The sequence below is a fragment of the Phyllobacterium brassicacearum genome (assembly GCF_003010955.1).
GTDB lineage: Bacteria > Pseudomonadota > Alphaproteobacteria > Rhizobiales > Rhizobiaceae > Phyllobacterium > Phyllobacterium brassicacearum.
This window is the reverse complement of sequence record NZ_PGGO01000007.1, coordinates 148,495-168,596: the sequence shown is the minus strand read 5'-3', so window position 1 is coordinate 168,596 and position 20,102 is coordinate 148,495. Positions and strand designations below refer to the sequence as shown.

Sequence of the window (20,102 nt, the reverse complement as noted above, 5' to 3'; positions counted from 1 at the left end):
GTGCTCCTGATCGCTGCGATCTCGGGCCGTTCACTTGCAGCCGCTGCGCGGCGGGCGGGTTTCCGGCCGCTCGTCGCCGACCTTTTCAACGATGCGGACACGTTGGCGCTGGCGGAGCGCGCGATCAAACTTGCGGGAACCCTGCAGAGCGGCATCGACGAGCATCGGATCGTCGAGGCCCTGACGCAACTTGCTGGTGATGATCAGCCTGTTGCGCTGGTTTACGGGTCCGGATTTGAACAAAATCCAGCGATGCTCGACACGATCGCCCCAACATTCCCGGTTGCCGGCAACAATGCGGAGACGATCCGACTGGTGAAGGACCCAGTTCGTCTGTCACACCTGTGCACTGAACTGCGAATCCCGCATCCGGATATTTGCTTCAACACCCCCGAAAATCCCAAAGAATGGCTGACAAAGCTGACCGGCGGCGCTGGCGGCTCGCATGTGAAACTGGCCAATGGCGATGCCTGTAACGGCGGGCGCTATTTCCAGCGCTTCGTTCCCGGGAGAAACCTCTCCGCACTCTTTCTTGCCGACAGGAACAAATCCCATGTCGTCGGCTTCAGCCGCCAATGGGCTTCACCTTCCAGGGAAGCACCCTTTCGCTATGGCGGCGCTGTCCGGTTGCAGCGCTACGACAAGAGAAATACAGGACGGATAGAAGAGTGGCTGACAGGACTGACAAAGCGCACTGGTCTCTGCGGGCTGTGCAGTGCCGATTTCGTCGATAACGGACCCGATCTCCATCTCATCGAGATCAATCCGCGTCCGGGCGCAACGCTGGATATCTTCGATAATGAGACAACGCCCCTCATTCGTGAGCATCTGCGCGCGATCACGGGCACCCGTGTATCGGTGCCCGCCTATGCGGATTCAAGAGCATCGGCAATTGCCTATACGGCCAAGGCCATCAGCGCGTTCCCAAAGGTCGTATGGCCTGCACAAACCGCCGATCACCAGATGCCGGGCACGGCACTTGAGGCCGGCGATCCGGTCTGTACGGTTTTCGCCACTGCAGATTCGGCTGCGGCCGCAATGAGGGCCGCCAAGGATCGTGTCAAGGAAGTTGCAATTCATTGGAGGGAGGATTTCCGATGAGGGATGGTCATGCCTATCTGAACAGAAGCGCGCAGCACATTGCCGATGCCATGATCGAGGATGCAGACCGGCTCGGCATCGGTCACAGCCGGGGTAGTCTGGGCGAACATCTGATCGACGCAGGCGCAAACCATCAAGGCGGCATCGAAGCCGGTCTCCGGATCGTGGAAATCTGCATGGGCGGATTGGGCAAAGTATCGGCCGCACTGGCGACCGGAAAATGGCCGTATTCAGTCGATGTACGCTCTTCGCAGCCGGTGCTTGCCTGCCTTGGCAGCCAGTATGCCGGGTGGAATCTATCCCACGAGAAATATTTCGCCATGGGTTCAGGTCCGGTACGCGCTCTCGCGCGCGTCGAACCGCTGTTCGAGGAAATCCCCTATCGGGAGCCAAACGCCGATTCGTCGGTCGTTGTGCTCGAAACATCGACGCCTCCGCCTGCTGCCGTCGTTGAAAAAGTGTCGAAGGCCACGGGACTCGCGCCTGAAAAACTGACCTTCGTTTATGCCCCGACGCAAAGCCTGACGGGTTCAATGCAGATCGTCGGGCGAGTCCTGGAAGTGGCATTGCACAAGGCGCACGATTTGAAATTTCCAATGGATGCGATCGTTGATGGCGCCGGACGAGCACCCATTCCAGCACCACATCCGGACTTCCTGCAGGCCATGGGACGGACGAATGACGCAATCATCTATGGCGGTCTTGTCCAGCTCTATGTGCGCGGCAGTGCTGAAGCAGCGCGCGATCTGGCGGAACAGTTACCCAGCCGCACATCGCGCGATTATGGGCAGCCTTTCGCCGACATCTTCAAGAAATTCAAGGGCGATTTCTATGCCATTGACCCGCATCTCTTCAGCCCTGCCGAGGTGATAATCACCGCAATTGAAACCGGTGATACCTTCCGCAGCGGCAGTGCAGACAACGCCATGCTTGAACAATCCCTGGGGTGAAAAACAAACAATGCGAGATACGATTCTGATCCTATCCGACCGGCCCGACGCCCAAGTTCGACAGCTTCAATCTTCATTTCGATCACTCGGGTTCGAAGTCCTGGCCCTGGCATTGGCGGATATAGGTTTCGACACCCGTTACCCATCCGGCATTGCCATTCCGGGCATGGCGGGCGCCTTGCCTGCTGCAGTGATCGTCCGGTCTATTTCGTCGGGAACTTTTGAAGCAATAACCCGGCGTCTGGGTATTTTGCATGCTTTTGCACATCTTGGTGTACCCGTCTGGAATTCGGCAAAGGCTATCGAGCGCTGCGTTGACAAATCGACCACGACCTTCTTTCTGGCCCAGGCGGGCCTGCCTACGCCGGAAACCTTTGCCGTCGAAAGTCTCGCAAATGCGAGGGAGGTTGCCGAGCGCGAACTTGCGCATGGTCCACTTGTGTTGAAGCCGCTGTTCGGCTCGCAGGGCAAGGGTATCCGGCTTGTCCGCCGCCTCGACGATCTGCCTTCTCCGGACGATATCGATGATGTCTACTATCTCCAGCGTTTTGTGGCGCACTCCGGCCCGCCATTCTGTGACTACCGTGTCTTCACCTGCGCTGGCGAAGTACTCGGCATGATCACGCGACGCGCCGAAGGATGGATCACTAATATCGCCAAGGGCGCGAAGGCTGAGCCTGTCGTCGGACCACTGCGTAGCAAACTGGAAAGCCTCGCCCTCGCGGCCTCGAACGCAATCGGCACCGATTTCGCGGGTATCGATATCGTCCCCGCGGTTGATGGAAGGCTGCTGGTTCTCGAGGTCAACAGCATGCCGGCGTGGACTGGCCTGCAATCCGTTGTTCCCGTGAAGATCGCCGATTGCATTGCCAACGCTCTCGCTGCACGGATCATGCCGGCTCTGAATGAGAGGCCGGCGGCGTGACACCGGCGCGCGAACAAATCCGGCGTGCCTATATCGATGCCTGCTATCAGGAGATCGAAGCGCTGAAACCGGGCAATGTTCATCGCTTTGCCGATGGTCACCGGATGAACGCCGAGCAGTTTTTTGAAAGCGCCCGGATCTCTTCGTATGCGGTCAGCGACCCCGCGCTTAACACCGGAGAACGTATCCTTGCGGCAGTGACCGCGACGCAAGCCAAAATCGAAACCAACACCAATCTCGGTATCCTGCTCCTCTGCGTTCCCTTGGCCAAAGCTGCCGAGAGCGGTGGCGATCTGCAGACCAATCTTGCCGCGACGCTCGACCTGCTGGACGTCGATGATGCGCGAAATGTATTTGCTGCGATCGTGCTGGCACGACCCGGCGGACTTGGATCGGCGCCGAAGCACGATGTCTCCAACGAACCCGAAGCCCCGCTTCTGGAAGCCATGCGGGCGGGCGCCGATCGCGACATGATTGCCCGCCAATATGTCACCGGATTTGCCGACATTTTTGCGGGCGGGCTTGGCGCGCATGGAGCCGCCGTCGATGCTGACGAGCGCGGGATGTGGCCAACTGTTTTCGTCTATCTGTTTTTTCTTTCGAGCTATCCTGACAGTCACATTGTCCGCAAGCACGGCGCTGTCATTGCCGAGAAAACGCAGAAGGAAGCCAGGCACATTTTCGAACGCGTTGAAGCTTTGAAAGACGGAAAGGAGCGCGAAAAAGTGCTGCTTGCTTTCGATGCCCAGTTGAAGGCCGACGGGATCAATCCCGGAACTTCCGCAGACCTCACAGTCGCAACCCTTTTTGCGATTCACCTCAACTTGGTCTTGCATATTGATGAGGTAAATGCTTGAATTTCACGAGCGGATTTCGTCCGCTGCTATCTGGCCAACCGACCCCCCACTCAAGGGTGCTGCGAACAAGGATAGCTGTCCATCGAGAGTCGTGTCTCGAGAGGTACGGCGTCTTTGGACAAACCATTTGGGACCGCTATAGGGAGGAATCAGGCCGTGGCGAAAATCAATAGAGTTATGGTTGGCGAGTCGCTTGTTGGCGACGGAAATGAAGTTGCGCATATCGATCTTCTGATCGGACCGCGCGGTAGCGCCGTAGAGACGGCGTTCTGCCATGCGCTGACGAACAACAAGGACGGATTCACCTCGCTTCTTGCTGTTATTGCACCGAACCTTGCATGCAAACCGAACACGATCCTGTTCAACAAGGTCACGATCAAGGGCGCCAAACAGGCCGTCCAGATGTTCGGACCTGCGCAGCACGCCGTTGCAAAGGCAGTTCAAGACAGTGTTGCCGATGGCACGATCCCAGCGGAAGAGGCAGACGACATCTTCATCTGCGTTGGCGTCTTCATCCATTGGGAAGCTGAGAGCGATGCCAAGATTCAGGACTTCAACTACCGCGCAACGAAGGAAGCGATCCAGCGCGCGGTGACGGGCTGGCCGACGGCTGCAGAAGCGACCGCGCAGCGCGAATCTGTAAAGCATCCGTTCAGCGCCTAGACAAGAGACAACCCCGCACAGAGCACGCCCTCTGGCGAACCGGAAGGCCTGTTGCGCCGGTTGGCAAAAGTACTGGGCTTCTAAAATTGAGAATGGGGAGAAGGAGCGATCTTCCTCCCCTTCTCAGCTGTGCCGTATGTCTCATTTTCCATCAAAGATGAAATCGCTTCGGGCGTCAGGGAGCCATTGTGCAGCGCTGTTGCGACGAGTGCCGCCGCGATGCCCATCGCTTCCAGCCGCTCGAGATCGTGCAGATCGCGGACACCTCCGGCAGCGATGATGTCCCTATCGCCGGCACGGCGCTTGATGTCGGCGAGGCGATCAAAATCAGGTCCTGAATTGGCCCCAATCCGGCCCAGCGTCATGACGATCACGCGGGACGGCCAATGGTGCGCGTTTTCCAGGATTGACCGGGGGCCGAGGAAGTCGTCGCCACGAAAATCCAGGGAAAGGACAAGCCTCGCGTCGGTACAGAGCCCCTCAAGCGTTGAAGAACCGGTTTGGGATTCGGAGCCGAGGACGGGCGAAATGCCGTTGTTCTGGAGAACGCTAGCCAATTGATCCTGTTCGCTGAAACCGGCGTCGAGCCAGATATTTGCGATCGACAGCAATGGCTGCAATTGATTGAGGGGCGTCCCTTCGCCGCGGCGTTCAATCCGGTCGAGGTCGGCGATATAGAAGGCCGGGAAAGGATAGAGCTTGCGCAGGCCTTCAGCCACATCGACAAGATTGGCCGTCGGACTGAGTGGTGTATCGATCGGTTTATAGGCCTCGCGGTTGCCCATCCGGGCGCGAACCACAAGACCATCTTTTATGTCGAGTACCGGAATGATAAGCACGAGTAGATTCCAACGAATGAGTGCCCCATGAAAACGCGTTTTGCCAAGGAAGGAAAGCCACTTGTGACCGGTTGGGACCTGGGCGGCGCTCATCTCAAGATGGCCCGGTGCAAGGATGGCGAGATCGTCTCGGCAACGATCCTGAAAACACCACTCTGGCTCGGCGTCGATCAGCTGCGGGAAGCCTTGCACGGTCTGGGACCGTTGCGTGAAGACGGCAATGTCAATATCTTCACCATGACCGGCGAACTTTCTGACACGTTCGCCTCGCGCGACGCGGGAATAAGCGGGTTGCTCGGCCTCATCGAGCAGGAATTCGGTGCGGAGGACACCCTCATCTATGCGGGTCGTGCGGGTTTTCAAGACGTGGTTTCCGCGCGCCGCCTTGGCAGCGACATCGCATCCGCCAACTGGCATGCCACCGCAACGCTCAGCGCGAAACTGGCAAATGCCGGCCTCTTCGTCGACATGGGCTCAACCACCACGGATATCCTCGCGTTCAGGGATGGCGAACTCGCCAACAGCGGCTATTCCGATGCCGAGCGGCTCCTAACCGGGGAACTGGTCTATACCGGCTTTGCCCGCTCGGCGCTCATCGGTATTGCTTCCCTTGTACCTGTGCAGGGACGGATGACGCCGCTGATGAACGAATATTTCGCCAACACCGCCGATCTTGGCCGCATCCTCGGCACGCTCGACGAAGCAGACGACAAATATCCGTCGGCCGATCGCCAAGCGAAATCCGTTGCAGGGTCAATCGCCCGCTTGGCGCGTATGGTCGGGCGCGACAGTGCCGACCTCGGAGAGGACGAATGGATCGATATTGCCCGGTGGTTCAGCGAGCATCAGCTGCGGATGATCCATGACGGCGCGTTTCGCGTTGCACGCAATCTTGGATCAGATCGCGCCGCACCGGTGGTGGGCGCCGGGATCGGAAGGCCGCAGATCAAGGAACTCGCCAAGCGGCTGGAGCGGCCCTATCTCGATTTCGGCTCACTGATCCCCGCGACTGAGGCGGCGCGCGATGACGCCAGCAAAGCCGCGCCGGCGGCGGCGGTCGCCTTGCTCGCCTCGATGCACCTGCAGGGCATTAGATCCTAAATGTGCCCGCCGTGGTGATGCACCGCTTCCTTGCCCTTCGCATCGGCAGCATCGCGATGATCCTTGACCCGCTCCATGAGCCATGACCAGGCCTGATGTTCATCAGGGCCGGCCGTCTTCTCGATTGCAATCGTGAGGTACGCGATCTCCGCATCGATCTTCTCCGGAGGGAGCATGTGCAGGCGGCTGACCAGGATGGCCAGTTCGAGCACGGCAGCCTTGGCGCGGTTAAGCCCGGTGAAGGGTGCATGCGTCGCCTCTGCGACGACCTTGCAGAAATGGCGCGGGCGCAGCCCGTCATCGCTGATTGACTCGACGTGCAGCACGGAGTGGCTGAGCGCAGCCTGGAGACGGGGCACCGGGCAATTCTTGACCGCGACTGTCGGCCAATCCTTGCGGCCCGTCAGGCATCCGGCAAACACCAGCATGTCATCGGTATAGTTTGCAACCGCATAAGGAATGGCTGCAAGATTTTCCAGCGTCTTGGAGGGGCGGAAGGGGGCAATGACCCAGCCATCATCCTGCTGGATAATGCCGAGCGGGGCGATATGGGCGATGCCCTCGGCATCGACCGTCGTTACGATAGTCTCCCTGATGTAGGTCATGACGCCACATCCTTCTTTGTTCGCAACGTATGTCCCGCCTCGGCAAGGCGGGTGCGGTCCTGTTGCTTTTCCGGAGCCGCTACACCCCAGGCGAGCGGTTCATCCTGTGCGTATCGCTTGCCAAGCTTCCAGGCGATTTCGGCCTTCGTCAGTTCCGCGCCGAGATAGAAGGCGTGTGCGCCGTCATTTTCAACGCTGAGGCCGGGGAAAAGTTCAAAAGCGTCACCAGCCACCTGGTGGCTTTTCCCGTTGAAAATGTGGACCCCGTCGGGCGCGGTCATGATGCGGAAATTGGCGTCGCGCACGTCAGCGGCAAGAGCGTCAATATCTTGAATACTGTGCGGGTACGGCTTGCGGTCATGGATTTGCAAAAGACCAGCATCATAGCCTCTCGGCAGGGCATGGTCCTGCCTGGCGGCGAACATGACACGGCGGGCACGGTCGTGCTCTTCCACAGTCCGCACTGTGTGCGGACTGACGTTGACGACGAGCACATTGCCGATCGACAGCTCGGAACAGAGGCCCGTGAGGAGTGCCGTCACCCCGGATGAATCGGCGTCGGTAAGCTCGGTCAGGTTGCCGGTTCCCATCATCATCTCAACATCGGGCCAGCGGCGGCGAGCCTCGAGAAACCTCCCAAGAGAATTGGCGAAACCGAAATGGATCGGATCGAGCACGGGATCGGCAATGAAGGGAATATTCGCTGCTTTCGCAGCATCGATGGCGCGGCCAAGCGAATTGAGATCGCCCGGAACGGCCGGGATGAGCACTGGAATTGTGCCATATCTGATTGCAAGGCCGATTGTCTCTTCGGTGAGGCTGAGGAGATAATCCGCGCCGGCCGCAGCACCCGATTCGAGCTCTTCAAGATTGGCCGAATCCACGCTGACGGACAGACCTTGCGCCTTGAGGCCGCGTACAGCATCGGCGAGGTGCGGGAAAGGCGTTTCCGGCAGGCATCCAAGGTCTATGACATCCGCCCCGGCGGCGGACAGCTTCAAGGCGCGTTGCATCAATGCGTCGAGCGACAACGCCGAGGCGTCAACGATCTCGGCAAATATCCGCATCTCATGCTTTGAAAGATCGACAGGCTTGCCTTTGCGTCCAAGAAAAACCGGCAGATCGGCGACCTCATCCGGGCCGCGAACGAAGCGGACGCCAAACCGCTCGCTCAGCCGGTCGAGATCACCCCTGTAGCGGCCGGGGAGAATGACCCGGTCGGCACCGAGAGGCGGCTTCAGTCGCCGGGATATGATCTCCTCCGTCATCAGTGCGGCGACTTTCACGCCGATATCAATGATCTCAAAGGTGAATGCTGTCTTGCCGAGATCGGTCAGCACCCGCTCCAGCCTTGATCGGGCAAGATGCCCGGTCAGAAACAGCAGGTGCTCAGATGGGTGCTCAGCCATCGCCTGCGATCACTTTCTGGCGCTGCGCAATTGCCGCCTGCAGCTCGGCGAGAGATTCAACGACATGTGTACGCTCATAGGTCTTGAGCCGCGCCGTGTTTTCGAGATCGATCGGGCGCGGGTAGACCTTGACCATGCCTCCCGGAGCCATGGTTTCGAGTTCCGGCGCAGTATCGCAGGCAAACACGATCGACGGCACCAGGCACTTTCCCGCCTGCGCATAAACATTGGTCGGCAGCGAGTCTGAAATCCCGACCACGCATTTCGCCACGGTATTCGACGTTGCGGGCGCAATCACCGCCGTATGGTAAACGCCGTGGTAGAAACCGCCAATGGGAATGGAGCTCGCCGTTTTGTCATGCAACACGCGCATGGTTTCTGGAAAATCGAGCTTCAGCCCATACATGCGCAGTACTTCATTCGCAGCTTTCGACACGAAGACGTCGCAATGCTCCAGCGTGCGGATCAGCTCGAAGCTTTCCACGAAGAAATGGCCTGAGCCGGTCAGAGCCCAGGCCCAGCGTGGCGTATGAAGCTGTGTCATTGCGCGACCATTCCTTCGGCGGGCATTTCGTGCTGCATGATCATTCGTCCGGGGATGGTTGCCAAGGGTAAATCGAGCGAATTCAAGGTTTGCGGACCGGCAATGTGGAGGGTCGTGTTGGAACCTAACATGGTGGGCAACATAGCATCGACGATGCCCGCAAGAGCCAGGTCCGATACGCGGGAATAATCCCTGTATTCATCGGTCTGCTTGATCAGCAGGAGCGCATCTGCGCGCAGTTGCCCGCACAACCAGGCACTGAGTGAATCCGAGGTGACATCCCAGGAACATGGAATATCCGCCGCCCCGATCGTCATGGACGCTGGAAGCCATACAGGGATGCGGCCAACGGCCAGCGCACCCTTGATTTCGGTGACCGACCGGACGGATTGCAGACGTTCATAACGCTCGCTGATGGCAATGCCGAATTGATCCATGGCAAGGATGGCCATCGCATGCGCAGCTTCGTTGGAATAGGCCAGGCGCTTTTGCGATATTCTGACCTGGTCAGCAAACGGACCTCCGCCCGGTACGATAATCAGCGGAAAAGTAGCTGTGACCAAGGCATCGATCCAGCGCTGCATTTCCTCGTTGCCCGCCGTGCTTCCTCCCAGTTTCACGACGAGCGGCTTCATGAGGTTGCGCCCTTCCTGCCTCCATGTGCATGCACCGGTTCGGCCTTGCTTGCCGCATGCCTAGACTTCGCCGCGCTCTTCACATCGTTTTTCCGCTCGATCTCGACGCCAACACCGCCGGGTCCTAGCTCGAGCTTCTCCGCCCGGACGACGACGCGGGTAACACGGGGATTTTCCAGAACGAATGCTGCCACCTGCTCGGCAAGTGTCTCGGCGAGTTCGATGTGCCCCTGCGCAACGATGGCCCGTATACCATCCATGATGAGATCGTAGGAAACGACATGGCGCATGTCTTCCGGGTTGCGGGTCACCCGCAAGACATCGGCCGTTACATCGAAGCGCACGTTCTGCGACTTGCCATGCTCGAAGCTGTAGGCGCCAATTTGCACCGGCAGCACAAAATCGCGGACGAAAATCTTGTCCGTGCCAAGCCCGAGCTCTGCCGGATCAGGGAAATAGCCGCGTGCCGCGAGAAGTTTGTAATCGACCCCTGCTGGTGCGCCCGGCCCCTGTGCCTCGGGTATCAAGGCCCGTATTTTTGCGGTCGCTTGCGCTTCGACAGGAGAGTTCCGGCTCAGCCCTGCACACAGTGCTCCGCGAAAACCGAGAAAATCCGGCTTGAACGCCAGCAGCCTCGGAACGTCCGGCGCCTCAAGCGATCCTGCAACACCGGACATCAATCCGTGTGACTGGCAGTCTTTGACGAAATGCCCGATCTGGTCCGGCGTCATGTGATCCAGAAGACGGCCTGCCGCCTTCTTGGCCGTATCGATCATCACGCCATGAAATCCGGCTGCTGCAAATCTCTCGGCCAAACCTTCCTCATATTCATTTCGGTGGTCGGCGAAGAGAACGGCAATCAATTTCTTGTGTGACGCGAGCGGTTGCAACACTTCGATGCAGGCGGTCAACTGGCCAAAAGGGAAGAACCCGATCTTGATATAATCCACGCCGGTCGCCGCAATTTCCTCCACCTTGCGGCGGATGGTTTCGGGTTCCATGGGAAGATCGCCGCATGTGGCACTGATTGGTCGCCTGCCCGAAATAAAATCAAATACTTCCAATAGCTTCTGCGTCTCCACCGCTCCCAAAGCCCCGTTCGACGGGTCTTTCAGATCGATGATGTCAGCGCCATTGTGAAAGACTATTTCCGCTTCCTGCCGGTTCTGCACACTGGCCAGCATTTTTGTCATCAGCATAGTCCTTCAACGAGGTGAGAAACGTCCGCCTTTGGCAGATAAAAGGTGACACAAAGGGTTGAGATTTTAGCGGGGTTGTTTAAAAACACTATGGGCACCTCTGTTCTTAAGCGACCGCCATCACATGAATGGCGGCAAATCTGAATGGTATGATCATGAAGAGTATGGTGCCAAACACTCTTGTGTTTTTATTCGGCTTTTTTTTGCTCTTCGTCAACGTGTCCGAGCTGCCAGCGCAAGAGGCATCGGCAAATAAACCCACCAAAGCCGTCACAGAAACCCGTATCGGCTATCTGCGCGCCTATGAGCCGCAACTGGCCCTTTCAGTGCTCGATATCCCTCCCCGCGACGAAGGTGTGGCCGGTGCCAATGTCGCCATCAATGACAACAACACGACCGGCAAGTTTCTTGGTCAAAGCTTTACACTTGATGCAACCGAGACGAAGTTCGATGCAGATGTTGTTCCCGTCTTCAAGGAAATGCTTGCGCGCGGCGACCGTTTCATCCTGACCGACATTTCAGCCAAGCAGCTGCTGTCCATCGCTGACATTGCGAAGGAAAATGGTGCGCTGCTTTTCAATGTCGGCGCTACGGACGACATATTGCGCGAGGGGGGGTGCCGATCGAACGTCTTCCACACGGCGCCGACGCGTACGATGCTTGCAGACGGGCTGGCGCAATATCTGGTCTGGAAACAGTGGCGCAGATGGGTGCTGCTCTACGGGTCGCACGAACGCGACCAGCTCTATGCCGATGCCATCCGGCGCGCAGCGACGCGCTTCGGTGCGACGATTGTCGAAGAGCGGCTCTATGAAGACAAGGGCAGCGCACGTCGAACCGACACCGGCGTGATCCAGGTGCAGAAACAGATGCCCGTATTTACCCAGAACCTGCCCGAGCACGACGTTGTCGTTGTCGCCGACGAGAGCGAGGTTTTCGGCAGCTATGTGCCCTACCGCACCTGGACACCACGGCCCGTCGCGGGAACAGCGGGGCTTATTCCCTCAAGCTGGCATCCTGCCAGCGAACAATGGGGCGGCTCACAAATCCAGAACCGTTTCGACAAGGCAACCGGACGGCGAATGCTGTCGAAGGACATGCAGGCCTGGACCGCGGTGCGCATATTGGGAGAGGCCGTGACGCGAACCAAGGGTAATGATCCAAGCCAGGTCGAAGCTTTCATCAAGGCGGACGATTTCTCGATCGCCGCCTTCAAGGGACAGAAGGTGACCTTCAGAACGTGGAATTGGCAGTTGAGGCAACCGATCCTGCTTGGCGACAACCATGCCGTCGTTTCCACATCGCCGCAGGAAGGCTTCCTTCATCAATTTTCGGAGCTCGACACGCTGGGAGTCGACCGCCCTGAGACCAAGTGCAAGCTGAACTAACTCTTTGTTTCATCGCAATTCCGGACGGAAAACCACTTCACACTTTTCCTGGAATTGCTCCAATGGGAGGAATGAAATGCGACGACATTTGTGCCTGCTCGCTGCGACTGTGGCGCTGCCACTCCTTGCACAGCCCGCATGGGCAAATATGGTTTACGTCTCCAACGAGAAGGACAATACGGTAACCGTCGTCGATTCCGCGACAATGGAGGTGGTCAAGACCATCGATGTCGGCCAACGTCCACGTGGCATCACCATCTCCCATGACGGAAAACTCCTTTACGTCTGCGCCAGTGATGACGATACCGTCGAGATCATCGACACCAGCACGAACGAGATCGTCGGATCGCTTCCGTCTGGTCCGGATCCCGAACTCTTCGTCCTGTCACCGGATGGGAAAACGCTGTACGTCGCCAATGAGGATGACAATCTCGTCACCGCAATCGATGTCGCCGGGAAGAATGTGATTGCCGAGATACCTGTGGGTGTCGAGCCCGAAGGCATGGGCATCAGTCCGGATGGCAAGACCATGGTCAACACGTCTGAAACGACCAACATGGCGCATTTCATCGATACCTCGACACATGAAATCACGGACAATGTGCTGGTCGACTCCCGACCGCGTTTCGCTCAGTTCAAACCCGACGGCTCGGAAGTATGGGTTTCGGCAGAGATCGGCGGCACGGTCTCGGTCATCGACAACAAGAAGCGCGAGGTCACGCATAAGATCACATTCGAGATTCAAGGCTTGCGCTCGGAACAGATCCAGCCTGTGGGGGTGCGCATTACCGCCGATGGCAAGAAAGCCTATGTCGCCCTCGGTCCGGCCAACCGCGTGGCAGTGGTCAATGCAGAGACCTACGAGGTAGAGAAATACATATTGGTTGGGCAGCGTGTGTGGCAGCTGGCGTTTACGCCCGACGGCAAGACCATCATCAGCACCAACGGTCTGTCGAACGACATCACCTTCATCGACACCGCGACCGACGAGCCAGTCAAGTCTGTCACCGTCGGGCAATTGCCATGGGGCGTGACGGTAGCGCCGAATTAATTCCATAAATATCAATGGGAGGATAAAAATGACGAACTGTAAATCATTCGCTCTGGCCGCATTTCTCAGCATCGTGGTCGCTCAACCCTTCGCCTTCGCACAGGCGGATGACGACGACGATGATGCGCCGGCAGCGGCAAAGAGTGAGACGCAGACAAAGGCACCGGCAATCAGCCGCGCCAGCAAGAACGTGCCCGAACTCATCCTTGGGTCCAAGTCGGATGATTTTGCCGTCAACAAGAAGGATTTCGAGCTTGTCGCCGGTCAAGGCTATCGCTGGAAGATCACGTCTGCCGCCGGACTGGAATACAAATTCGTCACTGATCTCTTCCGCAATGTGTGGATGAACCAGATCGTCATCAATGATCTCGAAGTGCACATGAACGGCGGGCCGGCATGGCTCGAATTCGATGCGCCCGGCACAATCAATGTGCAATTCACAGCGGTACGCCCCGGAGAGTACACTTGGTCGGTTCCTGACCTTGCCGACAAGGGGATGAAGGGTAAGATAACCATCAAATAGCCGTTGGCCGGACAGTGTTTCATTGCAATTCCGGACGCAAAACCGGTTCCCACTTTTGCTGGAATTGCTCTAGACTGACCGATACACAACGTACCAAGGGTGGAGCGCGATGGGTACAAATGCCGGACTGAAGGACGTTCAGGGCAAAGCCTTGCCGGAAGCCAATAGTCCGGCGCTGGAACTTGCATCCGTAAGCTATGCCTATGGCAAGCGACAGGCGCTGGATAATGTCTCGTTTTCAATTCCTCCCGGTCGGTTTGCCGTGCTCCTCGGATTGAACGGCGCAGGCAAGACGACGCTCTTCTCGCTGGTCAGCCACCTTTTCGCAACGCGTAATGGCCATATCCACGTCTTCGGCCACGACATAAATCGCAGGCCAGGCGATGCGCTGCGGCGTCTCGGGATCGTCTTTCAGGCACGTACACTCGATCTCGACCTGTCCGTGCAGCAGAACCTGTCCTACCACGCTTCGCTGCACGGGATCGGCGCGCGCGCCGCGAACCAGCGCATTCACGAACTCATGCAATCCATCGACATGAGCGATCGCCTGTATGACAAGGCACGCAGCCTCTCCGGCGGACAGATCAGACGCGTCGAGATCGTCCGTGCGCTGCTGCACCAGCCATCGCTGCTGCTGCTCGACGAAGCGACCGTCGGCCTCGACATCAAGTCACGCGCCGCGATCCTCGCCGATATTCGCAAGCTCGTGCAGGAGAACGGGATCAGCGTGCTCTGGGCGACACATCTGATCGACGAGGTCAGCCATGCGGACCAGGTCATCGTGCTGGACCGGGGCAAACTCGTGGCGAATGGAGCTGTAAACGATGTCGTCAAGTCAGCGGGCGCCACGACAATCAACGAGGCCTTTTCGCGGCTCACCGGCGTCGTCCCGCTAAATCCAGGACACAGGCAATGACTGATATTACCAACCCCGGGCTGGCACCACTGGCACGCAAGCGCTTCGGGCTGCTGCAATATCTCGTATGCCTCAAAGGCATACTCGTCCGCGAGGGCCTGCGCTATCTCAACCAGCGCGAGCGATTCATTTCATCGCTTGTCAGGCCGCTTCTTTGGCTTTTCATCTTTGCTGCGGGCTTCCGCCAGGTGCTTGGCGTTTCCATCATCCCGCCCTACCAGACTTATGTTCTCTATGAAGTCTACATCACCCCCGGCCTCTGCGGCATGATCCTTTTGTTCAGCGGCATGCAATCGTCGCTCTCCATGGTCTATGACCGGGAGATGGGGAATATGAGGACACTCCTCGTCAGCCCCTTTCCGCGCTGGTTCTTGCTAGTCTCCAAGCTCCTAGCGGGCGTCGCTGTCTCAATCATCCAGGTCTATGCATTCCTGTTCATCGCCTGGTTCTGGGGGGTGAAGGCGCCGGTGTCAGGATATTTGTTGATCCTGCCTGCCCTTTTCCTCTCGGGAATGATGCTCGGTGCATTGGGAATGCTGCTATCCTCGATGATCAAACAGCTGGAAAACTTCGCTGGCATCATGAATTTCGTGATCTTCCCGATGTATTTCGCATCTTCGGCCCTTTACCCGCTCTGGCGTGTCCAGGAGGCAAGTCCCCTCCTCCACAAAATCTGCCTGCTCAATCCGTTCACCTATGCGGTGGAGCTTGTCCGGTTCGCCTTCTATGGGCAGATCGAATGGACGTCGCTTGCCGTGGTCTGTGCTTTCACCTTCGTCTTTATTGCCGGCGCCATCATTGCCTATGACCCTTCACGAGGTCTCGTCATCAAGAAGCAAGAGGGAGGGAACAATTGAAGCGATTGCGCATCATCATGTCGGGGGCCACAGCCTGCCTTCTCCTCTATGCAGCAAGTCCGGGCATGGCGCTTGCAGCGGCGAGCAACGATCCCGACTGGCCGTGTATCCAGCGCAAGGTACCTGAGCTTTCCATCGGTCAGGTGTGGAACGGGCCGGAAATTCCAGAAACCGCCGGAAACTGGAATGCCGATCCAAAGATCGAAGACCTTGTTGGCGAATTGGCAGCGCGGCGAAATCCGCTTGATGCCGCGCAAAAGCAGATCGTCGAGTATGCCGGGACTCTGTCCAGGGACCAGGTAAACGACAAGCTTTTCCAACTTTTTCAGGGGCTGTTCGAAACGCTCAATCGTGAGCGCGAACAGGTTATTTCCGGTATTTCGCGTTATGCAGCCAAGCAGCGGGAGCTCGCAGCGGATCTGCGCAAGGAGGCCTCTGCAGTGGATGCAATGCGCGCTAAAGCCGATGCCGATCCGGACGAGTTGGAGAGACTTGACGAGAGACTGAAATGGGAAACCCGGGTGTTCGAGGAACGGGTCCAATCGCTGACATATGTCTGTGAAGTCCCGACGATCATCGAGCAGCGGCTCTACGGCCTGTCAAAGACGATTGGCCAATCAATGATCAAATAATAGGTTCGGCGACACGTCCTATGCGCCGGTAGGTAAAAGCGTCCGGTGTCTGATCTGACGTCTTTGTGTTGACCGCTTCCTTGATCAGGGCGCCCATCCGCGCATGGAGTGGAGATTTGATGCAGGCAGGATCGGTTGCCGCAGCATCACCCGCTATCGCCATGGCTTGACAGCGGCAGCCACCCCAGTCGATCTCCTTACGCTCGCAGCTCCGGCATGGTTCCAGCATCCAGTCCGTGCCGCGGAACGCGTTGAACGCCGACGATTCGTGCCAGATGCGACTGAGACTCCAGTCGCCAAAACGCTCGAAATGCAGCGATTTGATCGTACCGGCGGCATGGCAGGGAAGGACAGTACCGTCGGGTGCAACCATGAACGCATCCCGAGCCCAGCCGCCCATGCACGGCTTCGGATAGATTGCGAAATAGTCGGGCGTGACGAAATCGATCGTCATGATGCCGCGCAATCGCTCCTGTGCCTCTTCAACAATCTGGACCTGGCGCTCGACCGCTTCCCGTTCCGGCATCAAGGCATTGCGGTTAAGCAGCGCCCAGCCCGCATACTGCACATTGGCGATTTCCAGCCGTTCCGCGCCGAGCGATAGCGCAAGTTCGATGAACTCCGGCACTTCCTCCATATTGTGCCGATGGATGGGAGCGTTGATCGTCAGCGGCAGGTCGACTTTCCGGACGCGCCTTGCTGTTTCCAGCTTTTTCTCATGAGCACCGCGGGAGTTGCCGATCTTTTCCGTCGTCGCAGCGCGTGCACCCTGGAAGCTCAGCTGAATGTGATCCAGCCCGGCGTCAGCGAAGGCCTCAATCCTACCATCGGCAATTCCAACGCCCGCCGTGATCAGATTGGTGTAGACGCCGCGACGGGCGAGACTGGCAATGAGTTCCGCAAGATCGGTGCGCAGCGTCGGTTCGCCGCCGGAAAGATGCACCTGCAAAACGCCAAGGTCTGCCGCCTGTTCGAATAGCGAGACCCAGCCTTGCGTATCCATTTCCCGGTTGGCTTTCAACAATTCAACCGGATTGGAGCAATAGGCGCACTGCAGCGGGCAACGATGCGTCAATTCCGCCAGCATGCCGATCGGGGGTAGAACAGGTTCCGTCATAGCGTCACCAGAAACTTGTCGGACCATTCCTGAAGAAAGCCGGTCACATCCGGTGTGATCTCCGCTTCGTCCGCTCCATAAAGATCGCCGAGCAAAGCGATCATTTGCGCAACGCTGTGCCGCCCGTCACACAGACGCAGGATGTCCAGACTGACTTCGTTCGGCCAGAACACCCGCTCCGGCGACAACAGCGCCCAAGCTTCGCGAACCTTATCATATTGCAGCCGCACATGCCGCTTCAAGACCGGCTTCGACTGCATCGAAACGATCGTGCGGACTCTGGTTGTTTCTATCATGACGCCTCCGGATCAAAAGCGCCGGGCGGGATATTGCCTTTTTCGCCATACGCGTGGGCCAGAGCATCAAGCATCGCCCAGAGCACGTCACACTTGAAGACCAGCGCATCGATGGCAGCCTGCTGCTTTTCCGGACTATCGGCATGACTCATCACATAGGCGAGCGCGAAGTCGGAATCGCGCGAGGCCTGTGTCGGCCGCTTGTCGAAATAGGCGAGGATGTCTTTCGTCACATAGTCATACTTCGCCAGCATGGCGGGGACACGCTCCCCGATGATAACCGGAGAGAACAGCTCGGTCAGCGAGGAGGCGACCGCCTCAAGCAGGCTACGATTGGTGCAGAAGGAAAGGTAGGCACCGACGGCAAAGCGTGTCGAGGGGAGAGCAAACCTTTCGCTTTTGACCATGCCGGCATCAAGGCCGAGCCCTGTCGCCAGCTTGAGCCACCGCGCAATGCCACCATTCCAGCCATCACTGCCGTCATGGTCTTCAATCCGCTTGCGCCATTCCGCACGGAATTCGGGATCTTCGGATCGTGCGATGATGATCGCATCCTTGCGCGGAATGACCGACTGATAGCAATAGCGATTGAGCGCCCAGGCCTGCATCTGCGCCTTGGTCAGTGCGCCACTCGTCATCTGGTGATGGAACGGATGCCGGTTGTGATAGCGCGCCGCACCGACCTCGCGCAGTACCGCTTCAAGTCCTGCCGGTGATAAACCGTTACGCGCTGCATCCGCAAATTCGATCAAAGCCGAACCTCCATGCCGTCAAAGGCGACTTCCCATCCCGCCTCCTGCACCGTCGCACGTTCGAGCGAGGTTTCTTCGAGAATGGGATTGGTGTTGTTGATGTGAACGTAGATTTTGCGTTCAATGCCGATATCCGCAAAGGAGAGCATCGAACCGTCTTCGCCCGTGATGTGCAAATGTCCCATCCGCGCGCCGGTCTTCGCTCCGACGCCTGCTGCGATCATCTCATCATCGGTAAAGACAGTTCCATCGAATAACAGGCACGACGCCCCTGACAATCGCTGCTTCAGAGCATGATCAATGCGCGCGCAGCCGGGAATGTAAAACGCCGCCTGATCACCGGTCAGCGAAGAAATGCGCAGCCCGATCGTATCGCCCTCCTCCGTACCGAAGCCATCGGCTGCTTTCGTCTGGTCTTCCAGGAAGAGCGCCACCTTGCCGCGGACCGGGAAGGTTTCAATCACGATACCTGTTGGCAGGTGCTTCACGTCCAGGATATCGGTTCGCTGACCCAGCACAAGTTCACGCCGCTGGACGATTGAGGGGTCGAGAACGTTGAAGATAGAATTCGTTTCGAGAACCTGCAGCACCCGGCGGGTCGCATAGATGGCAAATGGTTCGCGCTCGCGCAGGCTGAGTAGCCCGGCGATGTGATCAACATCCGCATTGGTCAGAACAACGGCCCTGATTGGCGTGCCACGCAACGGACCTTCAGCACGGGGTTGAAGCTCCGGCGTTGCTGCAATCTGCTGGCGGATATCAGGAGATGCATTGAACAAGACCCAATCACTCCCGTTTGCGCTCGCAGCCAGACTGGATTGGGTTCGGGGACGAACGTTGGCTGAGCCGCTCCACGCTCCACGGCTCAACCGGTAATTGCAATTCCATTGCGGAAATCCACCCCCTGCCGCGGAGCCTATAATTTTCAAACGCATTATGGGCAAATTTCCCTATCGCCGGAGAACAGTTCCCCCGGCCTGATCAAACCCAATTCGCCCCACGCAATCACATCACGCAGGGCGAGGGTTGGGGTTTACTTCTTTGCTTTCAGCTCGGCTGGCAGGTAACGGGAAAGTTCCATCCCTGCAGCAACCTGGCACATGGTAGGCTTGGTCCATGTTTTCTTCATGCTTTCCTCCTTCTCATTCAAAGATCAGTCTCTGATCTTTCTCCGGCATCATACGCCACCCTGGCGCAGGATTGAAAATTAATAGGGCTCATTTCTTTGTGTGGGCTGCTTCGCCGCGACCCAGCCGTCGGTTCCGAAGGGGTACCAAAGCACCGATCGGTATCCCCATTCAACCGCCCTTTTGGCCGCGTTCCAGGACATCCAGCAGTTCTCCATGCAATAGAAAAGCACCTTTCGATTCATGTCATCTCCCAGTCGCGACGTTAGCCCCTTGCGGAAATAGGCTTCCGTCTCCTTGTTTATGACTCCGTAACCCACATTGGGGAGCCAGATACTCCCCGGAATGTTCTCGCGTACTTTCTCCTTCCAGATCGTTCCAGCCGGAAGATTTGCCGGCTTCGGATCATGGGGAAGAACATCGACAAACACCGCCGATTTGTCTTTCCAAAGAGCAATGGTTTCATCTGTCGTGACAACCGTTGCCCCCTTCAACGTGCCAGGAACAGGGGCGCGGTACTCCTCCATCCTGTATCCCGCAGGTTCCGGAACCGTCTCGGCCGCAGAAACCGCCGTCGCCATCGTGGCGAAAAGAACGGCCATCGCTCCAATACAG

The 20,102-nt window shown here is 57.9% G+C and carries 24 protein-coding genes; 12 read left to right on the top strand and 12 right to left on the bottom strand.

Translation table 11 applies throughout. The features are described from left to right. The 5 genes from CU102_RS11375 to fae all read left to right on the top strand — a co-directional run bounded on the left by CU102_RS11375 (window position 1) and on the right by fae (window position 4,496). On the top strand, window positions 1–1,101 hold the full coding sequence (locus CU102_RS11375; protein WP_106711210.1) for an ATP-grasp domain-containing protein: 1,101 nt from the start codon (window positions 1–3) through the stop codon (window positions 1,099–1,101). Further along, window positions 1,098–2,051: a methenyltetrahydromethanopterin cyclohydrolase gene (mch, locus tag CU102_RS11370; protein WP_106711209.1), complete on the top strand. Its 954-nt coding sequence runs from the start codon at window positions 1,098–1,100 to the stop codon at window positions 2,049–2,051. The genes CU102_RS11375 and mch overlap by 4 nt, the downstream gene beginning before the upstream one ends. A gap of 10 nt (window positions 2,052–2,061) precedes the next feature. Continuing rightward, window positions 2,062–2,976: an ATP-grasp domain-containing protein gene (locus CU102_RS11365; protein ID WP_106711208.1), complete on the top strand. Its 915-nt coding sequence runs from the start codon at window positions 2,062–2,064 to the stop codon at window positions 2,974–2,976. Beyond that, a complete protein-coding gene (locus CU102_RS11360; protein WP_106711207.1) occupies window positions 2,973–3,833 on the top strand; it encodes a triphosphoribosyl-dephospho-CoA synthase in 861 nt (286 codons plus the stop codon). The genes CU102_RS11365 and CU102_RS11360 overlap by 4 nt, the downstream gene beginning before the upstream one ends. Before the next feature lie 156 nt (window positions 3,834–3,989). After that, window positions 3,990–4,496 carry a formaldehyde-activating enzyme gene (gene fae / locus CU102_RS11355; protein ID WP_106711206.1) on the top strand — a complete coding sequence of 169 codons (507 nt, stop codon included), beginning with the start codon at window positions 3,990–3,992 and terminating at the stop codon, window positions 4,494–4,496. Between the two features lie 80 nt (window positions 4,497–4,576). Here the strand turns inward: fae and CU102_RS11350 are convergent, their stop codons facing one another. After that, window positions 4,577–5,335, bottom strand: a complete 759-nt coding sequence (locus CU102_RS11350; RefSeq protein WP_166648378.1) for a HisA/HisF-related TIM barrel protein — start codon at window positions 5,333–5,335, stop codon at window positions 4,577–4,579. Between the two features lie 27 nt (window positions 5,336–5,362). On the opposite strand from CU102_RS11350, the gene CU102_RS11345 reads away from it, so the two are divergent. Further along, the gene (locus CU102_RS11345; RefSeq protein ID WP_106711205.1) at window positions 5,363–6,436 is read left to right on the top strand and encodes a hydantoinase/oxoprolinase family protein; all 1,074 of its coding nucleotides are present in this window, start codon (window positions 5,363–5,365) and stop codon (window positions 6,434–6,436) included. Here the strand turns inward: CU102_RS11345 and CU102_RS11340 are convergent. Genes CU102_RS11340 through CU102_RS11325 form a run of 5 tightly spaced genes read right to left on the bottom strand, consistent with a single transcriptional unit; the run spans window position 6,433 to window position 10,822 of the window. Next, the gene (locus CU102_RS11340; RefSeq protein WP_106711204.1) at window positions 6,433–7,041 is read right to left on the bottom strand and encodes a DUF447 domain-containing protein; all 609 of its coding nucleotides are present in this window, start codon (window positions 7,039–7,041) and stop codon (window positions 6,433–6,435) included. The two genes, CU102_RS11345 and CU102_RS11340, sit on opposite strands and share 4 nt — an antisense overlap. Further along, window positions 7,038–8,450 carry a DUF6513 domain-containing protein gene (locus CU102_RS11335; protein ID WP_106711203.1) on the bottom strand — a complete coding sequence of 471 codons (1,413 nt, stop codon included), beginning with the start codon at window positions 8,448–8,450 and terminating at the stop codon, window positions 7,038–7,040. Before CU102_RS11335 ends, CU102_RS11340 begins: the two co-directional genes overlap by 4 nt. After that, entirely contained in the window at window positions 8,443–8,994 is a 552-nt protein-coding gene (locus tag CU102_RS11330; protein ID WP_106711202.1) for a flavoprotein, read from the bottom strand. The genes CU102_RS11335 and CU102_RS11330 overlap by 8 nt, the downstream gene beginning before the upstream one ends. Beyond that, window positions 8,991–9,629: an amino acid kinase family protein gene (locus CU102_RS29810; RefSeq protein ID WP_166648377.1), complete on the bottom strand. Its 639-nt coding sequence runs from the start codon at window positions 9,627–9,629 to the stop codon at window positions 8,991–8,993. Before CU102_RS29810 ends, CU102_RS11330 begins: the two co-directional genes overlap by 4 nt. Next, window positions 9,626–10,822 (bottom strand): (5-formylfuran-3-yl)methyl phosphate synthase, encoded by a 1,197-nt coding sequence (locus CU102_RS11325; protein WP_166648376.1) that lies wholly within the window; start codon window positions 10,820–10,822, stop codon window positions 9,626–9,628. Before CU102_RS11325 ends, CU102_RS29810 begins: the two co-directional genes overlap by 4 nt. A gap of 161 nt (window positions 10,823–10,983) precedes the next feature. Between CU102_RS11325 and CU102_RS11320 the strand changes: the two genes are divergently transcribed. From CU102_RS11320 to CU102_RS11295, 6 genes are all read left to right on the top strand, one after another. Then, window positions 10,984–12,216 carry an ABC transporter substrate-binding protein gene (locus tag CU102_RS11320; RefSeq protein WP_106711315.1) on the top strand — a complete coding sequence of 411 codons (1,233 nt, stop codon included), beginning with the start codon at window positions 10,984–10,986 and terminating at the stop codon, window positions 12,214–12,216. 76 nt (window positions 12,217–12,292) lie between these two features. After that, window positions 12,293–13,267: a YVTN family beta-propeller repeat protein gene (locus CU102_RS11315; RefSeq protein ID WP_106711201.1), complete on the top strand. Its 975-nt coding sequence runs from the start codon at window positions 12,293–12,295 to the stop codon at window positions 13,265–13,267. Between the two features lie 28 nt (window positions 13,268–13,295). Further along, window positions 13,296–13,790: a cupredoxin domain-containing protein gene (locus CU102_RS11310; RefSeq protein WP_106711200.1), complete on the top strand. Its 495-nt coding sequence runs from the start codon at window positions 13,296–13,298 to the stop codon at window positions 13,788–13,790. 109 nt (window positions 13,791–13,899) lie between these two features. Next, entirely contained in the window at window positions 13,900–14,706 is an 807-nt protein-coding gene (locus CU102_RS11305; RefSeq protein ID WP_106711199.1) for an ABC transporter ATP-binding protein, read from the top strand. Then, window positions 14,703–15,563: an ABC transporter permease gene (locus CU102_RS11300; protein WP_106711198.1), complete on the top strand. Its 861-nt coding sequence runs from the start codon at window positions 14,703–14,705 to the stop codon at window positions 15,561–15,563. Before CU102_RS11305 ends, CU102_RS11300 begins: the two co-directional genes overlap by 4 nt. Continuing rightward, entirely contained in the window at window positions 15,560–16,195 is a 636-nt protein-coding gene (locus CU102_RS11295) for a hypothetical protein (protein WP_245425301.1), read from the top strand. The genes CU102_RS11300 and CU102_RS11295 overlap by 4 nt, the downstream gene beginning before the upstream one ends. Here CU102_RS11295 and pqqE read toward each other — a convergent pair. The 6 genes from pqqE to CU102_RS11265 all read right to left on the bottom strand — a co-directional run bounded on the left by pqqE (window position 16,188) and on the right by CU102_RS11265 (window position 20,089). Next, a complete protein-coding gene (gene pqqE / locus CU102_RS11290) occupies window positions 16,188–17,312 on the bottom strand; it encodes a pyrroloquinoline quinone biosynthesis protein PqqE (protein ID WP_106711196.1) in 1,125 nt (374 codons plus the stop codon). The genes CU102_RS11295 and pqqE overlap by 8 nt on opposite strands. After that, entirely contained in the window at window positions 17,309–17,608 is a 300-nt protein-coding gene (pqqD, locus tag CU102_RS11285; protein ID WP_106711195.1) for a pyrroloquinoline quinone biosynthesis peptide chaperone PqqD, read from the bottom strand. Before pqqD ends, pqqE begins: the two co-directional genes overlap by 4 nt. After that, window positions 17,605–18,360, bottom strand: coding sequence for a pyrroloquinoline-quinone synthase PqqC (gene pqqC, locus CU102_RS11280; RefSeq protein WP_106711194.1), 756 nt, complete (start codon window positions 18,358–18,360; stop codon window positions 17,605–17,607). The genes pqqD and pqqC overlap by 4 nt, the downstream gene beginning before the upstream one ends. Then, window positions 18,357–19,295 (bottom strand): pyrroloquinoline quinone biosynthesis protein PqqB, encoded by a 939-nt coding sequence (pqqB, locus tag CU102_RS11275; RefSeq protein WP_106711193.1) that lies wholly within the window; start codon window positions 19,293–19,295, stop codon window positions 18,357–18,359. Before pqqB ends, pqqC begins: the two co-directional genes overlap by 4 nt. A gap of 98 nt (window positions 19,296–19,393) precedes the next feature. Beyond that, window positions 19,394–19,489 carry a pyrroloquinoline quinone precursor peptide PqqA gene (locus tag CU102_RS11270; RefSeq protein ID WP_100002498.1) on the bottom strand — a complete coding sequence of 32 codons (96 nt, stop codon included), beginning with the start codon at window positions 19,487–19,489 and terminating at the stop codon, window positions 19,394–19,396. A 78-nt stretch (window positions 19,490–19,567) separates the two neighbouring features. Further along, window positions 19,568–20,089: a PQQ-dependent catabolism-associated CXXCW motif protein gene (locus tag CU102_RS11265; RefSeq protein ID WP_106711192.1), complete on the bottom strand. Its 522-nt coding sequence runs from the start codon at window positions 20,087–20,089 to the stop codon at window positions 19,568–19,570. Between the last annotated feature and the right edge of the window lie 13 nt (window positions 20,090–20,102).

Coding starts and splice junctions, on each gene's coding strand:
- mch (WP_106711209.1), top strand. CDS start 1,098: ATGAGGGATGGTCATGCCTATCTGAACAGAAGCGCGCAGCACATTGCC.
- CU102_RS11365 (WP_106711208.1), top strand. CDS start 2,062: ATGCGAGATACGATTCTGATCCTATCCGACCGGCCCGACGCCCAAGTT.
- CU102_RS11345 (WP_106711205.1), top strand. CDS start 5,363: ATGAAAACGCGTTTTGCCAAGGAAGGAAAGCCACTTGTGACCGGTTGG.
- CU102_RS11340 (WP_106711204.1), bottom strand. CDS start 7,041: ATGACCTACATCAGGGAGACTATCGTAACGACGGTCGATGCCGAGGGC.
- CU102_RS11335 (WP_106711203.1), bottom strand. CDS start 8,450: ATGGCTGAGCACCCATCTGAGCACCTGCTGTTTCTGACCGGGCATCTT.
- CU102_RS11330 (WP_106711202.1), bottom strand. CDS start 8,994: ATGACACAGCTTCATACGCCACGCTGGGCCTGGGCTCTGACCGGCTCA.
- CU102_RS29810 (WP_166648377.1), bottom strand. CDS start 9,629: ATGAAGCCGCTCGTCGTGAAACTGGGAGGAAGCACGGCGGGCAACGAG.
- CU102_RS11325 (WP_166648376.1), bottom strand. CDS start 10,822: ATGACAAAAATGCTGGCCAGTGTGCAGAACCGGCAGGAAGCGGAAATA.
- CU102_RS11320 (WP_106711315.1), top strand. CDS start 10,984: ATGAAGAGTATGGTGCCAAACACTCTTGTGTTTTTATTCGGCTTTTTT.
- CU102_RS11315 (WP_106711201.1), top strand. CDS start 12,293: ATGCGACGACATTTGTGCCTGCTCGCTGCGACTGTGGCGCTGCCACTC.
- CU102_RS11310 (WP_106711200.1), top strand. CDS start 13,296: ATGACGAACTGTAAATCATTCGCTCTGGCCGCATTTCTCAGCATCGTG.
- CU102_RS11305 (WP_106711199.1), top strand. CDS start 13,900: ATGGGTACAAATGCCGGACTGAAGGACGTTCAGGGCAAAGCCTTGCCG.
- CU102_RS11300 (WP_106711198.1), top strand. CDS start 14,703: ATGACTGATATTACCAACCCCGGGCTGGCACCACTGGCACGCAAGCGC.
- pqqE (WP_106711196.1), bottom strand. CDS start 17,312: ATGACGGAACCTGTTCTACCCCCGATCGGCATGCTGGCGGAATTGACG.
- pqqD (WP_106711195.1), bottom strand. CDS start 17,608: ATGATAGAAACAACCAGAGTCCGCACGATCGTTTCGATGCAGTCGAAG.
- pqqB (WP_106711193.1), bottom strand. CDS start 19,295: ATGCGTTTGAAAATTATAGGCTCCGCGGCAGGGGGTGGATTTCCGCAA.
- CU102_RS11270 (WP_100002498.1), bottom strand. CDS start 19,489: ATGAAGAAAACATGGACCAAGCCTACCATGTGCCAGGTTGCTGCAGGG.
- CU102_RS11265 (WP_106711192.1), bottom strand. CDS start 20,089: ATGGCCGTTCTTTTCGCCACGATGGCGACGGCGGTTTCTGCGGCCGAG.